Origin of the sequence: Photobacterium sp. SKA34 (assembly GCF_000153325.1) — a bacterium.
In the GTDB taxonomy this organism is placed as follows: domain Bacteria; phylum Pseudomonadota; class Gammaproteobacteria; order Enterobacterales; family Vibrionaceae; genus Photobacterium.
In genome coordinates this window covers 1-14,952 of sequence record NZ_AAOU01000028.1, presented here as the reverse complement: position 1 = coordinate 14,952, position 14,952 = coordinate 1, and the positions used below count along the sequence as shown (strand labels likewise).

The following is a 14,952-nucleotide window of genomic DNA, read 5'->3' as shown; positions in this document are numbered from 1 at the left end:
CAACACTTATCGAGTTTCACTTGGTCTGGTATTATTCAATATAAGCTTAATGACTGCAGTAAATTATGATCCCGAATATCGCTCGAGTCGCTCTCCCTATTCCCTTAGATAAAACCTTTGATTATTTAATCAAACCCAACGACCTACCTATTATCGGCGGGCGTGTGCAGGTTCCTTTCGGGCGTCAACGGTTAATCGGTATCGTTACCGTAGTGACAGATAGTTCTGAATTTCCGATCGAACAACTAAAAGCTATTCAAAAAGTCATTGATAATCAGTCACTATGGACTCCTCCACTGTTTGATTTACTTAAATGGGCTAGTCAATATTATCAATATCCACTCGGCGATACGCTGGCTAATGCGATGCCAGCTTTATTGCGAAAAGGACGTGAAGCCTCACAAACCACACTGAAATTTTGGACATTAACAGAAGCGGGAAAATCACAACCGCTAAATGGCCTAACCCGCGCGCCCAAACAAGCCCAAATACTGCGTCTACTACAAAACGGGGCTGTCAGTCATGATGTATTATTGAGTGAAGACGTGAGCTCTACAACCTTAAAAACGTTAGCGAAAAAAGGTTGGATAATTGAACAACAGCAACAACCTAAAAGCCAAAATTGGCAGAAACAATTTTCTGTTACTGAAGAAAAGCCACGCTTAAATGAAGAACAAGCGTTAGCAATTGCCACCGTGAATAGTAACCCAGAGTTTGGCTGTTATCTTTTAGAAGGGGTAACAGGATCAGGTAAAACAGAGGTATACCTTAACCTGCTAGAACCGGTGCTTGCCGCAGGTAAACAAGCGTTGATATTAGTGCCTGAGATTGGTTTAACCCCTCAAACAATCAACCGCTTTCGCCGTCGTTTTAATGTGCCTTTAGAAACGGTTCACTCAGGACTAAATGACAGCGAGCGTATGGCTGCATGGCTTGCAGGTCGAGATAATCAAGCAGGTATTATCATCGGGACGCGATCCGCATTATTCACCCCATTTGCAAACCTAGGCATCATCATTGTCGATGAAGAGCATGACGCCTCTTATAAACAACAAGACAGCTTACGTTATCATGCTCGCGATCTTGCCGTTATGCGCGCCAATAAAGAAAACATTCCGATTATTTTAGGCTCTGCGACACCAGCATTAGAAACCTTGCATAACGCTAAAACAGGCAAATACCATCATTTAACCTTAACTAAACGTGCGGGTAACGCTCAACTGGCGCGTCATGGTGTAATTGATGTCAAAGGTCTATATCTTGATGCTGGGTTATCTGCACCACTTATCGCTGAGATGCGTAAACACTTAAATGCAGGTAATCAGGTGATGTTATTTCTTAATCGCCGTGGTTTTTCCCCTGCCATAATGTGTCATGAGTGTGGTTGGATAGCCGAGTGTCATCGTTGTGATGCTTATTACACTTTACATCAGCAATCTGGAGAGCTGCGTTGTCACCATTGTGCAACCCAGCGTCCTATCATGCCGCAATGTGAGCAATGTGGTTCGACTCAATTATTACCCGTCGGTGTCGGTACTGAGCAATTAGAAAATCAACTCGCAACCCTATTTCCTGAATTTAAGACCGTGCGTATTGATCGTGATAGCACGCGTCGTAAAGGTGCTTTAGAGAACTATCTAGAAGCGATTAAAAATAATGAGTATCAAATTTTAATCGGTACTCAAATGCTAGCAAAAGGCCACCATTTCCCGAATGTCACTTTAGTCGCACTAATTGATGTTGATAGCGCGCTGTTTAGTAACGATTTCCGCGCATCTGAACGTTTAGCACAATTGTTTATTCAGGTTGCAGGACGCGCTGGACGCGCGAGTAAACCGGGCGAAGTGTTATTGCAAACTCACCATCCAGAGCATCAACTATTACAATCATTGCTTCATAAAGGCTATGGCGTTTTCTCACAAACCGCATTAGTTGAACGCCAGCAAGCGATGTTACCGCCCTATACTCACCTTGTCTTAATACGGGCGGAAGCAAATGACAGTGATACTGTTTGCCAACTATTACAGCAAATCCGTGGCATTTTTGAATCCAGCCCTGTTTATGATCAAGATTGTTGTGTATTGGGGCCAAACCCTGCTCCTCTTGCCCGTCGTGCTGGACGTTATCGTTGGCAATTAATTTTACAAACCCCTAATCGCAAAGCCTTGCAACAAATTCTCAGTGTTGCCAAGCCCGCAATTCAATTACTGCCGTTAGCTAAAAAAGTACGTTGGTCGATTGATGTAGAGCCACAAGATTTAACTTAAGACCAACAATGCGACAAAACTCACATAGTGAATGTAATTTATGCTAATTAAGGCATGTTTAATCCTTTGTTTACATTCTACAATATCAATAGTATTGACTAATATCAGTCATTTACTGCTTTGCTGGTTTCCGTCTCAGTCCTTTTGACCTCGAGCTACCAGCCGCACAATAAGAGAGATTTAGATAAAAGAGGAAAGCAATATGGCGACAATGAAGGATGTTGCCCAGCTAGCCGGAGTTTCGACTGCAACGGTTTCCCGTGCACTAATGAACCCGGAAAAAGTATCGGCTTCAACTCGTAAAAAAGTTGAGCAGGCTGTCATGGAAGCTGGCTACTCACCTAACTCACTTGCCCGTAACTTACGTCGCAATGAGTCAAAAACGATCGTAACTATCGTCCCTGATATTTGTGATCCGTACTTCACAGAGATTATTCGTGGTATCGAAGAAGCCGCAATGGAGTACGGTTACCTTGTATTACTGGGCGATAGTGGGCAACAGAAAAAGCGTGAAAACTCATTTGTTAATTTAGTCTTCACTAAACAAGCTGATGGTATGTTATTACTTGGTACAGACTTACCTTTTGATGTTAGTAAACCAGAACAGAAAAACCTACCACCTTTAGTGATGGCTTGTGAGTACGCACCTGAGTTAGAGTTGCCAACCATCCATATTGATAATCTCACCGCGGCATTTGAAGCAGTTAATTATCTAACACAAATGGGCCATAAGCGTATTGCGCAAATTACCGGCCCCGACCAAGCGCCATTATCCCAATTCCGAAATCAGGGCTATCAACAAGCACTGCGTCGTGGGGGGATAACATTAAACCCAGCCTATACTGTGAAGGGCGATTTTTCCTTTGCTGCTGGTGCACGCGCAGTTACCGCATTGTTGTCGTTACCAGAGCCACCAACCGCACTGTTCTGTCATTCTGATGTCATGGCGATTGGTGCGATGCAGCAGGCAAAACGTCTTGGACTTCGCGTTCCTCAAGATATTTCGATTGTTGGCTTTGATGATATTCAATTTGCCGAGTATTGTGATCCACCATTAACAACCGTTTCTCAACCACGCTATGAAATTGGTCGTCAAGCAATGCTGATGTTACTTGAGCTGCTTAAAGGCAAGGAAGTGCAAGCAGGATCTCGCTTACTTGATGCGAAACTGGTGATCCGTGAAAGTGCAGCGCCGCCATCTCGATAGCAATAAGAAGCCTGTGAGCTTATGAAATAATCATAAGTTCACAGTTTTTGCAAACTATTGACCTTAACCCACATATTATTAGTGATAAAAACTAGTCAGTATCACTCCAAATTTGTACCATAGAGCTCTTTCCTTCTCTCAACGTATTTGTCTATCACCGTGGCTACTAAAGATTATGTAAAACGCGGACGCTCGCCGAAACCGGCAAATAAAAAAAGCAGTCCGAGTCGAAAAAAAGCCCCCGCCCCTAGTGGATTTCCAATCAAATGGGCGGTCACCGCTATTGTTCTAGTGTTTGGACTTATTACTGGTTTATTCTTCCTATCCGGTACTGATGTTCCTGAAAAACCAGCACCTAAAGATGAACTTCCAATTAGTGCAAAACCTCAACCCACTAATGGGGTTAAAAAAACCGCTAATAAAGAAGTCTTACCGCCAAAACCTGAAGAAAAATGGCGTTATATCCAAGAATTAGAAAATAAAAAAGTCATCGTGCCAGACGACTTAAAAAACCAACGTGTGCAGCCAGTGAAAAAAGAAACTGCAGCCAAAAAAGCAGACACGCCTAAACCGAAAGAGAGCGTTCAAACTGATAAGCCAGTGGTTGCTGCAAGTCAGGCAGAAAATAAGCCCGAGGCGACATCAAATGTGCGCTTTGTATTGCAGTGTGGTGCTTACCGTAAGAAGTCACAAGCCGATGAACGTAAAGCAAAAATTGCATTCCAAGGCATGAATAGCCAACTTAAAATAAGCAGTGATGCAAAAGGAAAGTGGTACCGTGTTGTATTAGGTCCTTATTCACAAAAAAGCAGTGCTGAAAAAGATAAAGCTAAACTACAAAGTGCCGGTGTTTCACCGTGTGGTATTTGGCATTGGAAATAACTCTCCAAGGTTAACCAAACAATCAGAAGGACGTACCAATGTACGTCCTTTTTTTATGTTAGATAAACGTAATAATAGCGACCAATTGACAGTTCATACTTGAAAAGCCTTTCTTTCATCCCCAGATCTTTTCACATTAACGATACCGGCTATGCCGGAGCAGAACCAGAGAGGTTAACCCCGTGACAACTATTGTATCTGTACGTCGAAACGGTAAAGTCGTCATTGCTGGTGACGGCCAAGTATCACTTGGTAACACAGTAATGAAAGGCAACGCACGTAAAGTTCGCCGTCTATATAACAATAAAGTACTGGCAGGTTTTGCTGGCGGTACCGCTGATGCATTCACTCTATTTGAGCGTTTTGAGCGTAAGCTTGAGATGCACCAAGGCCACCTTCTAAAGTCGGCCGTAGAACTTGCCAAAGATTGGCGCACTGATCGCGCTCTGCGTAAGCTTGAAGCCTTATTGGCCGTTGCCGATGAAACAGGCTCACTGATCATCACCGGTAATGGTGACGTTGTGCAGCCAGAGCATGACTTAATTGCGATTGGCTCTGGCGGTAACTTCGCCCAAGCCGCAGCAACAGCATTGCTAGAAAATACTGATTTAGGTGCGCGAGAAATTGCAGAGAAAGCCCTGAATATTGCTGGTGATATTTGTGTGTTCACTAACCACAATCACACCATTGAAGAATTAGAAACTAAGTAAGGAAGTTGTAATGTCTGAAATGACTCCTCGCGAAATCGTTCATGAACTTAATCGCCATATTATCGGTCAAGACAAAGCAAAACGAGCAGTTGCGATTGCACTACGTAACCGCTGGCGTCGCATGCAACTTCCTGAAGAGTTGCGTGTTGAAGTAACGCCAAAAAACATTTTAATGATCGGCCCTACCGGTGTTGGTAAAACCGAGATTGCACGTCGCTTAGCGAAACTAGCTAACGCGCCTTTCATAAAAGTAGAAGCAACGAAATTCACCGAAGTGGGCTATGTCGGTAAAGAAGTCGAAACGATCATTCGCGATCTGACAGATGTGGCTGTAAAAATGACACATCAACAAGCGACTGAGAAAGTGCGTTTCCGTGCTGAAGAATTAGCAGAAGAGCGTATTTTAGATGCCCTTCTACCGCCGGCGCGTGATGCTTGGGGTCAAAATGAAGAAGCCCCTGCAGAATCTTCTACTCGTCAATCTTTCCGTAAGAAATTACGTGAAGGTAAGCTAGACGATAAAGAAATTGAAATGGATATTGCCGCACCTCAAATGGGTGTAGAGATCATGGCACCTCCTGGTATGGAAGAAATGACTAACCAGCTTCAGGGGATGTTCCAAAACCTTGCTGGCAATACCACTAAAAAGCGTAAGATGAAAATCAAAGACGCGCTAAAAGCAGCAACAGAAGAAGAAGCGGCGAAGTTAGTCAACCAAGAAGAGCTTAAAGAACAAGCCATTCATTCGGTTGAAAACAACGGTATCGTGTTTATCGATGAGATAGATAAAATCTGTAAGCGTGGCGAGTCTTCTGGCCCAGATGTTTCTCGTGAAGGTGTGCAGCGCGACCTACTACCATTAGTCGAAGGCAGTACAGTATCAACCAAACACGGTATGGTTAAAACAGACCACATCCTGTTTGTTGCATCAGGTGCTTTCCAAGTGGCTAAGCCATCAGATTTGATCCCTGAATTACAAGGTCGTTTACCTATTCGCGTTGAGCTTGAAGCGCTAACAAGTCACGACTTTAAACGAATTCTGACGGAGCCAAATGCATCGCTAACTGAGCAATACAAAGCATTAATGGCAACAGAATCGGTTGATATCGAGTTCACTACCGATGGTATTGATAGCCTAGCAGATGCTGCATGGCAAGTGAATGAGCGTACTGAGAATATCGGTGCACGTCGTCTTCACACAGTAATGGAGCGTTTAATGGAAGAGATTTCCTATGACGCCAGTGAGAAAGCGGGGGAGAAATTCATGATCGACGCCGCATATGTTAGCGAGCGTCTTGGTGAATTTGTACAAGATGAAGATTTAAGCCGTTTTATTCTTTAATAAAATTGCTTTTAAGAATAAGAAAACGGTGCCTTGCTGCACCGTTTTTTATTTTAACATCTATTAATGGGATAAATTTGCGCCAATCCAAATTTTCGCCATAATAGCCATCCACTCATTATTTAAGTATCTAGATTATGAAATCATCTTCATCGCTTGCTATTTGGTTAGATGCAGCAAGACCGAAAACCTTGCCGCTCGCCATTGCATCAATTGTATGCGGTAGTGCGGTGGCAGGATGGCATGGAAGTTTTTCTGCTCCAATTGCAGCACTCGCTTTATTAACCGCCCTTTTGCTGCAAATTCTTTCTAACCTTGCAAATGATTACGGCGATGCTGTCAAAGGCACCGATAATGATGACCGCTTAGGTCCTCAACGTGCGATTCAATCAGGATTAGTTACCCCTAAAACCATGCGTACCGCCATGCTCGTCAACATTATTCTTACAGCAGTCAGTGGCTTATCTCTGATATTTATTGCCTGTAATAATCCCCATGACATCATTGGTTTTATACTGCTCGGCGCACTCGCTATTGTTGCATCTATTGCCTATACCGTGGGTAATAAGCCCTACGGTTACCGCGGCTTAGGCGATTTATCAGTATTAATCTTTTTTGGTTGGCTGGGCGTTGCTGGAACTTTCTACTTGCAAGCAGGCAGTATTGATTCAGTGATAATGTTACCGGCAACTGCCTGTGGTTTACTCGCAGTGGGCGTTCTTAATATTAATAACCTCCGTGATATTGATAACGACCGAGCTTATGGTAAGCAAACTTTGGTCGTACGAATGGGACCGGAATGGGGTCGTAAATACCACCTCTTCTTATTAACAGGCAGTGTTGTATGTTTAACACTTTTTTCTCTATTCGAAACAAAGTCGCTATTTGGTTGGCTATTTTTATTGAGTGTTCCACTACTCTTTAAACATGGTCGTGCTGTTTATCATTCTAAAAATGGTGAAGAGCTCCGCCCAATGATGGGAACTATGGTCAAATGCGCTTTACTGACTAATTTATTGTTTGCTCTCGGGATCATCTTGTCATAATTGATGATTGCGAATTGCAATGACAGATCAACTGGTTATAATTTCAACAAGGCTTAGAATGAGTATTTCCTCGTTATAAGCCTTACTGATTTCCTTTCTTTCGCTAAATAAGAAGTCCACTTATGGAATACAATACCTCTGAACTGTGTGATATTTATCTCGAACACGTTGATGTTGTTGAGCCTATGTTCAGCTCTTACGGTGGACGCAGCTCTTTTGGCGGTCAAATAACTACCATAAAATGTTTTGAAGATAAAGGTGTTATTCGCCAAGTATTAGAACAATCAGGCATAGGACGAGTGTTATTAATTGACGGTGGTGGTTCACTAAGACGTGCATTAATTGATATCGATTTGGCTCATTTAGCGCAAGAAAATGAATGGGAAGGGCTGATTATTTATGGCTGTGTTCGCCATGTTGATGAGTTAGATGAATTAGATCTTGGTATTCAGGCACTCGCTTCAATCCCAGTGGGCGCTGATCAACGTGATATCGGTGAGATTGATGTCGCGGTCAATTTTGGCGGGGTAACCTTCTTACCAGAAGATCATATCTATGCAGATAATACAGGGGTTATTTTATCGCCTGAGCCTCTTGATATCGATTAGACACACAGCTAGTAATAAATAAAATTACGGCCCGGTATGCTGTCGTTCCTGATAACAACATACCAAGCCGAAAACCGAAACAGATAAACTGAAATCAGTATTATTCTACGTGTTCCATTTTGCCTAGTAGGGTGCGTACGCGCTCTTGCCATGCATTATGATCTTGACGTAGTTTTTCATTTTCTTCATTTAGACCTTCACGACCAGAGCGTAATTCTTGCGCTTCCATCGAAAGTTGAGAGTTTTGCTCTTTTAATTCATCAATTTCCATTTGTAGGATAGAAATTGTATCAATTGCCATCTGAACTTTGGCTTCTAGTTGTTCTAACATTTCTAGAGACATATTGTTTACCTGATCTTAGCCCGTATGCTGGCTTAATCATTAAGCCAATCACCTACGCGCGAGTTAAATTCATATTCGCCTCTATTCTAACGAGGCAGCGACTATCTGGCATCCACAATTCTAATGCTTTGAGGCAAACGGATGAAAATCACACAAGTCTGATATGATTTTTGCAAAGTAGATCCAAATATCCGACCACTGAGACAACCAAATACAGCGCGAAGTTCATTTTTATCGGATCTCAGCTTTATTTGCTCTACTCCCTGTCAAAAAAGCACCAACGAATAAGCTTAACTGTCACCTAACTGTGCGCTTTCTTATTTATATCCTAATTTGTACACAGTGTTTAGACCCAATACCACCAATACTGCTTTTTTTTGTCACGATTCATTCATTGATATTCTGTCACCACAAATAACGCTAATCGTTAACATGATCAAATCCAGAATATGAAAGTGGCTTGTCATCATTTCAATCATTTATACACAAAAATTAATACTAAGTATGATCATTGCAAAACAGATCCCTTTATTTTGCGCAATCGTTCCACCATCCCTTATGTTAAAATGAACTCAGTTTATTTATCTAATCGATTTTATATCTGGAGTTATCATGAAACGCGATTTAGCAATGGCATTCTCACGGGTTACAGAAGGGGCTGCACTGGCAGGCTATAAATGGCTTGGTCGTGGCGATAAAAATGCTGCTGATAATGCTGCGGTAGAAGTGATGCGCATTCTACTTAATCAAACTGAAATCAATGGTGAAATCGTAATTGGTGAAGGCGAAATTGATGAAGCGCCAATGCTCTACATCGGTGAAAAAGTGGGTTGTGGTGGCGATGCTATTGATATTGCAGTAGATCCCATTGAAGGAACACGCATGACAGCGATGGGACAAAATAATGCCCTTGCTGTATTAGCTGCTGGTGAGAAAGGGAGCTTTCTAAAGGCACCTGATATGTACATGGAAAAACTGGTGGTTGGCCCTGCTGCAAAAGGTGTGATTGATCTTGATAAACCACTCGTTAATAACTTAACGGCTATTGCTGATGCTCTGGGTAAATCATTACAAGATTTAGTCGTGATCACCCTTGCCAAGCCTCGTCATGATGAAACGATTAAGCAAATGCAAGCGATCGGTGTTCGTGTCTTTGCCGTGCCTGATGGCGATGTAGCGGCATCTATTCTAACTTGCATGCCAGATAGTGAAGTTGACGTAATGTACTGTATTGGTGGTGCGCCAGAAGGTGTTGTTTCCGCCGCCGCGATCCGTGCATTAGGCGGTGACATGCAGGCGCGTTTACTTCCTCGTCATGAGGTCAAAGGAGATACTACAGAAAACCGCGAACTCGGTGAGATTGAAATTCGCCGTTGTTGCGAAATGGGTATTAAAACCAACACATTATTACGTATTGAAGATATGGCAAAAAGCGATAACGTGATTTTTGCAGGGACAGGTATAACCAAAGGTGACTTACTAGAAGGCATTCATCGTCAAGGAAATATCGCGACAACTGAAACCTTATTGATCCGTGGTCAGTGCCGTACGATTCGTCGTATTAAATCAACCCATTACCTTGATCGTAAAGATGACATCGTAAAATCGCACATTATCTAGTTGCTATATTTACATGCAAGAAAGCGTACTTCGATACGCTTTTTTTTCCCACCTCTCACTCCTAAGAAGCAAAATCAACGCAACCCGTTAGAATGGTAAAGAGATTGCTTTATTTAATAAGCTGATCCCATAATACCTAGAGAAATGAATATATAGGTAGCTATGAAAACCATCGAGAAAATCCTCTATCACTTAAAAAGTGAAGGTCCTGTCACGGCAAAAGTATTGGCTGAGAAGTTCTCCCTTACTACCATGGGAATTCGTCAGCACTTACAAAGCTTAGAAGATGATGGGCTGGTTGATTTTAACGATGTCAAAGTCAAAGTCGGACGTCCTACCCGTCATTGGCAGTTAACAGAGCAAGGACATCGTCGTTTCACTGATCGTCATCATGATTTAGCCGTACATATGTTAGAATCCGTTGAAGATTTGTTCGGAATATCAGGGCTTGAGCAAGTTATAGCAAAACGCGAACAGCATACTTACGAACAGTATCAACAAACCTTACAAACGTGCGAAACACTTAAAGAAAAGCTCGAACAGCTAGCTCAATTACGTACACAAGATGGGTATATGGCAGAGCTTATAACAACGCACGATGGTCACACTTTGGTTGAAAACCACTGCCCTATTTGTCGAGCAGCACAACATTGTCCTGCACTATGTCTCTCGGAACTTACGGTATTTAAACGCCTTCTTGGAGAAAACATCCGTATTGAACGTGAAGAACATATCATTTCAGGTCAAAGGCGCTGTACTTATCGAATAACATCATAGAATTAGGAGGCCATAATGGCTGATTGGATTCCTGCTCAAGTTATTGCAAATCGCCACTGGAATAATAATTTATTCAGTTTGTCATTAGCGGCAAACATCGAGCCTTTTAAAGCAGGGCAATTTACTAAACTCGGCTTAGAGATTGATGGCCAAATGGTTCAACGCGCCTATTCTTTCGTTAATCCTCCCCAGCAGCCAACTATCGATATTTACGCCACAAAGGTTCAAGGCGGGTTATTGTCACCTCGACTCCACCAACTAGCAGAAGGTGATACAGTCCTGATCTCTGCGCGTGCCAATGGCTTTTTTACCCTCGATGAAGTCCCACAAGGCGATCACCTCTGGCTACTCGCAACAGGTACTGCCATCGGCCCTTATTTGTCTCTTTTACAACAAGGCGATGTCTGGCACCGGTTTAGAAAAGTCGTCTTAGTTCATGCGGTTCGTTTTGCCGCAGATTTGAGTTATCAAGCAGAAATCACACAGTTAAAGCAGCAACATGGCGATCAACTTATCGTCCAGCCTTTTGTCAGCCGAGAACCCTCTCCTCTTTGCCTTACAGGAAGGATCCCTCAAGCCCTTGCTGATGGACAACTAGAACGCCATGTCGGGCTCGCATTACATCCAGAACAAAGTCAAATTATGTTATGCGGTAACCCTGAAATGGTAAAAGAGACTAAAAGTGCGCTAGAAGCTCGAGGGTTTGCTAAAAATTTACGCCGAAAACCGGGACAAATTACTATGGAGCATTACTGGTAATGATTAACACCCGATGAGTTGTATCAAATAGGAGGTATATGCATAAAGTTGCTATTTATCTCCTATTAATCTCACCTCTAAGACGCCATATCCGTCAGCTTTTCTTATACTTTAGCTAGTTGTGCGAATGGAGTTGACAATGGATACGCTACCCAATTTTGATGATATGGCAAAAATGGCGAAAGAAGATCCAGAACAATTCGAACAACTACGCCAGCAATTAATAGAAAATGCAATAAACCAAGCACATGACAGCATGAAGCCACGCCTAAAGGCACAGCAAAGTCATATCGATCTGGTTATTAGTCGCGGAAAAAACCCACTTCACACCACCATGTTGTTACGCAATGAATTACAGCGCCAATTAGTTCGCTTTGCCGAAACTCTCCAACACCCCTATAGTCAAGAAAATGCTGAGATCACGCCGATTTCATCTCACCCCAAACAATCCGAAAACACAGATAAAAACTCTTTCTAACGCAGCTTCCTGCAAGAAATTAACTATATTTTGAAATATTTTGAAATTATGAGTTCACTTTTTACCTTGAAAAAGGTACAACCGAGCTCATTAATGATTTTGGACAGTAAAAATGAACCAGTCTTGGTATATTTTTACTACATCAAGTTAAGTTAATTACATCATTTAAATTTGGAGAAAAGCTATGCGCCATCCTGTGGTTATGGGTAACTGGAAGCTAAACGGTAGCAAGGAAATGGTCTCTGGCCTTATCAAAGGTCTTGATGCAGCACTTAACGGTGTTGAAGGTGTTGATGTAGCCATCGCTCCACCAGTAATGTACTTGGATCTCGCTGAGCAGCTACTAAACAAAGCGGACAGCAAAATCATCCTTGGTTCTCAAAACGTTGATCTACACAACAACGGCGCATTCACAGGTGATATCTCTCCTGCAATGCTTAAAGAATTCGGCGCTAGCCACATCATCATCGGTCACTCTGAGCGTCGTGAATACCACCACGAATCAGATGAGTTTGTTGCTCAAAAATTCGCATTCCTAAAAGAAAATGGCCTAACGCCAGTTCTTTGTATTGGTGAGTCAGAAGCACAAAACGAAGCTGGCGAAACCGTAGCTGTATGTGCACGTCAACTTGACGCAGTTATCAACACTCAAGGTGTTGATGCACTGAACGGCGCAATCATCGCTTACGAACCAATCTGGGCTATCGGTACGGGTAAAGCAGCAACTGCTGACGATGCACAACGCATCCACGCTGCAATCCGTGCTCACATTGCGGAGAAGAGTGAAGAAGTAGCTAAGAACGTTGTTATCCAATACGGCGGTTCTGTTAAGCCTGAAAACGCAGCTTCATACTTCGCACAACCAGACATAGACGGTGCGCTAGTTGGTGGCGCAGCACTTGATGCTGAAAGCTTCGCAGCTATCGCTAAAGCAGCAGCTGAAGCGAAAAACTAATCATTCTTTTTGATTAGCCTAAGAGGTCACCTACGGGTGGCCTTTTTGTTTTTACCGTAAAAAAAGTCCTGTCCTTTAGCGATTTCTAGGTAATAAAAAAGGCCGATAATAATCGACCTTCTTTCTCTCTTACCGCTCGATAAATCTCTTAGAATAACTTCTCAGCTAACTCATAAAGATCGTTACGAACAGGACGACGCATATTTTCAATTGCATCGATGATATCATGGTGAACAAGTTGCTCACACTGAATACCTACACAACGACCACCTTCTCCTTTTTGAAGAAGATCAACTGCGTATGCGCCCATACGAGAAGCAAGTACACGGTCAAACGCTGTTGGTTGACCACCACGCTGAATGTGACCCAATACTGTTGCGCGAGTTTCACGACCTGTTTCTGCTTCAATGAACTTAGCCAGTTCATTCACATCGGTCATTAGCTCAGTGATAGCAATAATTGCGTGCTTTTTACCTTTAGCAATACCTTCACGGATATGCTGAAGTAACTTTTCTTTATCTAGCCCAGTTTCTGGCGTGATGATGTACTCACAACCACCAGCAATCGCAGACATTAGGGTTAAGTCACCACAATGACGACCCATCACTTCTACGATAGAGATACGTTGGTGTGAAGATGATGTATCACGTAAACGGTCAATTGCATCGATAACCGTGTTCATTGCTGTCATGTAACCGATAGTGTAATCAGTACCAGCAACATCATTATCGATAGTGCCAGGAAGACCGATACATGGGTAACCCATCTCAGTTAACTTCTTCGCACCCATGTATGAGCCGTCACCACCAATGACGACTAATGCATCAATACCGTACAGTTTTAGGTTCTCAATCGCTTTTTCACGCACTTCCACTTCACGGAATTCAGGAAAACGCGCAGAGCCTAGGAATGTACCGCCTTTGTTGATCACATCAGATACACTTTGACGATCTAGCTTTTCGATACAGTTGTTATAAAGACCTTGGTAGCCATCATAAATACCGTACACTTCTAGACCTTCAGTTAACGCTGCTCGAACTACGCCGCGAACTGCTGCATTCATACCAGGTGCGTCACCACCACTGGTCAAAACACCAATCTTCTTAATCATGGTTACCCTCTGACTTTGGGAATTGAAAATCAAATCCGACACGATTATACCGAGGTTCCCTGCTCGATATCACAGCAACAACCGTGCTGTGCGTGTAAAAACTGAAACTTTTCTACTTACGTAGGAGTATTACAATTTTGCAAAAATATTTAGTTGATTCATATCACGCAAGGTCGGGATTCAAACAAGCTTCTTTTTACACAAAAATTAATCTTATCTTTTTCGTTTTAAGCTGACGTTTCTTCATAATCAGCCCCATTTCTTCGTGTACTTGCTGATCCATATGCCTATGGTGTGTTCAATATCACGCAGTATAGCCGTTTTATGATGACAATTAATAACAAAACCTACGAGAAAATACGATCATCGAGGTGATTTTATTATAAAGGCTCTAGCTGCTGAGTAGAAAATCAAAAAAAGCCACAACAGAAGTTATGGCTTTCTTTTTTTAATCTTTATTGCTCAAACACTCAGTGTGTTTTTTTCTCAAGTTTCATAAAACGCTTTTCGGCATGCTGTTGCTTTAATTCCACATATTTTGTTTTTTGCTCTGGGGTCAAAATATTCAACATTTGGTGACGCTGTTTTAATCTCTCAAAACGGTGCTCTGCTTGTTTCTCTGACATACGATCGACCAATTGACGTACCGCTTGCTCATCAAAATTATCTGCCAATACTAATTTGTCTAGTGCTTTGTGATCTGTTTGCATTTCAGATCGATTAACCTGTCGTTCTGCTTTCATCGCTTCACGGTCTTTCTCTCGTAAGGTTTTCATTTCTGCTTTTTGCGTATCTGTCAGCTCTAGCTGTTTAAACAGGCCACGCTCACCATGATGCCCTTTCATAC

At 42.5% G+C, this 14,952-nt stretch carries 15 protein-coding genes; 12 read left to right on the top strand and 3 right to left on the bottom strand.

All coding sequences use genetic code 11. The features are described 5' to 3' along the window. Nucleotides 1-65: 65 nt before the first annotated feature. From priA to rraA, 7 genes are all read left to right on the top strand, one after another. Nucleotides 66-2,267, top strand: a complete 2,202-nt coding sequence (gene priA / locus SKA34_RS00545) for a primosomal protein N' (RefSeq protein WP_006643546.1) — start codon at nt 66-68, stop codon at nt 2,265-2,267. Nucleotides 2,268-2,451: 184 nt separating this feature from the next. After that, nucleotides 2,452-3,474 (top strand): DNA-binding transcriptional regulator CytR, encoded by a 1,023-nt coding sequence (cytR, locus tag SKA34_RS00540; RefSeq protein WP_289844205.1) that lies wholly within the window; start codon nt 2,452-2,454, stop codon nt 3,472-3,474. A 159-nt stretch (nt 3,475-3,633) separates the two neighbouring features. Next, the gene (locus SKA34_RS00535; RefSeq protein WP_006643545.1) at nt 3,634-4,356 is read left to right on the top strand and encodes an SPOR domain-containing protein; all 723 of its coding nucleotides are present in this window, start codon (nt 3,634-3,636) and stop codon (nt 4,354-4,356) included. A gap of 182 nt (nt 4,357-4,538) precedes the next feature. Next, a complete protein-coding gene (gene hslV / locus SKA34_RS00530) occupies nt 4,539-5,066 on the top strand; it encodes an ATP-dependent protease subunit HslV (RefSeq protein ID WP_005371875.1) in 528 nt (175 codons plus the stop codon). Between the two features lie 10 nt (nt 5,067-5,076). After that, entirely contained in the window at nt 5,077-6,408 is a 1,332-nt protein-coding gene (gene hslU, locus SKA34_RS00525) for an HslU--HslV peptidase ATPase subunit (protein WP_006643544.1), read from the top strand. Between the two features lie 137 nt (nt 6,409-6,545). Further along, on the top strand, nt 6,546-7,454 hold the full coding sequence (locus tag SKA34_RS00520) for a 1,4-dihydroxy-2-naphthoate polyprenyltransferase (RefSeq protein WP_006643543.1): 909 nt from the start codon (nt 6,546-6,548) through the stop codon (nt 7,452-7,454). A 122-nt stretch (nt 7,455-7,576) separates the two neighbouring features. After that, entirely contained in the window at nt 7,577-8,062 is a 486-nt protein-coding gene (rraA, locus tag SKA34_RS00515; RefSeq protein ID WP_006643542.1) for a ribonuclease E activity regulator RraA, read from the top strand. 100 nt (nt 8,063-8,162) lie between these two features. Here rraA and zapB read toward each other — a convergent pair whose 3' ends face one another. Further along, on the bottom strand, nt 8,163-8,405 hold the full coding sequence (zapB, locus tag SKA34_RS00510) for a cell division protein ZapB (protein WP_006643541.1): 243 nt from the start codon (nt 8,403-8,405) through the stop codon (nt 8,163-8,165). 612 nt (nt 8,406-9,017) lie between these two features. Between zapB and glpX the strand changes: the two genes are divergently transcribed. The 5 genes from glpX to tpiA all read left to right on the top strand — a co-directional run bounded on the left by glpX (nt 9,018) and on the right by tpiA (nt 12,994). Next, on the top strand, nt 9,018-10,025 hold the full coding sequence (gene glpX / locus SKA34_RS00505) for a class II fructose-bisphosphatase (RefSeq protein WP_006643540.1): 1,008 nt from the start codon (nt 9,018-9,020) through the stop codon (nt 10,023-10,025). A 162-nt stretch (nt 10,026-10,187) separates the two neighbouring features. Beyond that, nucleotides 10,188-10,802, top strand: a complete 615-nt coding sequence (locus tag SKA34_RS00500; protein ID WP_006643539.1) for a metalloregulator ArsR/SmtB family transcription factor — start codon at nt 10,188-10,190, stop codon at nt 10,800-10,802. Between the two features lie 15 nt (nt 10,803-10,817). Continuing rightward, nucleotides 10,818-11,561 carry a ferredoxin--NADP reductase gene (locus tag SKA34_RS00495; protein WP_006643538.1) on the top strand — a complete coding sequence of 248 codons (744 nt, stop codon included), beginning with the start codon at nt 10,818-10,820 and terminating at the stop codon, nt 11,559-11,561. Between the two features lie 139 nt (nt 11,562-11,700). Further along, nucleotides 11,701-12,039 carry a DUF3135 domain-containing protein gene (locus SKA34_RS00490; protein WP_006643537.1) on the top strand — a complete coding sequence of 113 codons (339 nt, stop codon included), beginning with the start codon at nt 11,701-11,703 and terminating at the stop codon, nt 12,037-12,039. Nucleotides 12,040-12,223: 184 nt separating this feature from the next. Beyond that, nucleotides 12,224-12,994 carry a triose-phosphate isomerase gene (gene tpiA, locus SKA34_RS00485; RefSeq protein ID WP_006643536.1) on the top strand — a complete coding sequence of 257 codons (771 nt, stop codon included), beginning with the start codon at nt 12,224-12,226 and terminating at the stop codon, nt 12,992-12,994. 148 nt (nt 12,995-13,142) lie between these two features. On the opposite strand, the gene pfkA is transcribed toward tpiA, so the two are convergent. After that, a complete protein-coding gene (gene pfkA, locus SKA34_RS00480) occupies nt 13,143-14,105 on the bottom strand; it encodes a 6-phosphofructokinase (protein WP_006643535.1) in 963 nt (320 codons plus the stop codon). A gap of 470 nt (nt 14,106-14,575) precedes the next feature. Beyond that, a partial coding sequence (locus SKA34_RS00475; protein ID WP_006643534.1) for a Spy/CpxP family protein refolding chaperone occupies nt 14,576-14,952 on the bottom strand: 377 nt, incomplete at its 5' end.

What these genes read in the sequence shown, in the direction of transcription:
- priA (WP_006643546.1), top strand. Translation starts at nt 66, where the DNA reads ATGATCCCGAATATCGCTCGAGTCGCTCTCCCTATTCCCTTAGATAAA.
- hslU (WP_006643544.1), top strand. Translation starts at nt 5,077, where the DNA reads ATGTCTGAAATGACTCCTCGCGAAATCGTTCATGAACTTAATCGCCAT.
- SKA34_RS00520 (WP_006643543.1), top strand. Translation starts at nt 6,546, where the DNA reads ATGAAATCATCTTCATCGCTTGCTATTTGGTTAGATGCAGCAAGACCG.
- rraA (WP_006643542.1), top strand. Translation starts at nt 7,577, where the DNA reads ATGGAATACAATACCTCTGAACTGTGTGATATTTATCTCGAACACGTT.
- zapB (WP_006643541.1), bottom strand. Translation starts at nt 8,405, where the DNA reads ATGTCTCTAGAAATGTTAGAACAACTAGAAGCCAAAGTTCAGATGGCA.
- glpX (WP_006643540.1), top strand. Translation starts at nt 9,018, where the DNA reads ATGAAACGCGATTTAGCAATGGCATTCTCACGGGTTACAGAAGGGGCT.
- SKA34_RS00500 (WP_006643539.1), top strand. Translation starts at nt 10,188, where the DNA reads ATGAAAACCATCGAGAAAATCCTCTATCACTTAAAAAGTGAAGGTCCT.
- SKA34_RS00495 (WP_006643538.1), top strand. Translation starts at nt 10,818, where the DNA reads ATGGCTGATTGGATTCCTGCTCAAGTTATTGCAAATCGCCACTGGAAT.
- SKA34_RS00490 (WP_006643537.1), top strand. Translation starts at nt 11,701, where the DNA reads ATGGATACGCTACCCAATTTTGATGATATGGCAAAAATGGCGAAAGAA.
- tpiA (WP_006643536.1), top strand. Translation starts at nt 12,224, where the DNA reads ATGCGCCATCCTGTGGTTATGGGTAACTGGAAGCTAAACGGTAGCAAG.
- pfkA (WP_006643535.1), bottom strand. Translation starts at nt 14,105, where the DNA reads ATGATTAAGAAGATTGGTGTTTTGACCAGTGGTGGTGACGCACCTGGT.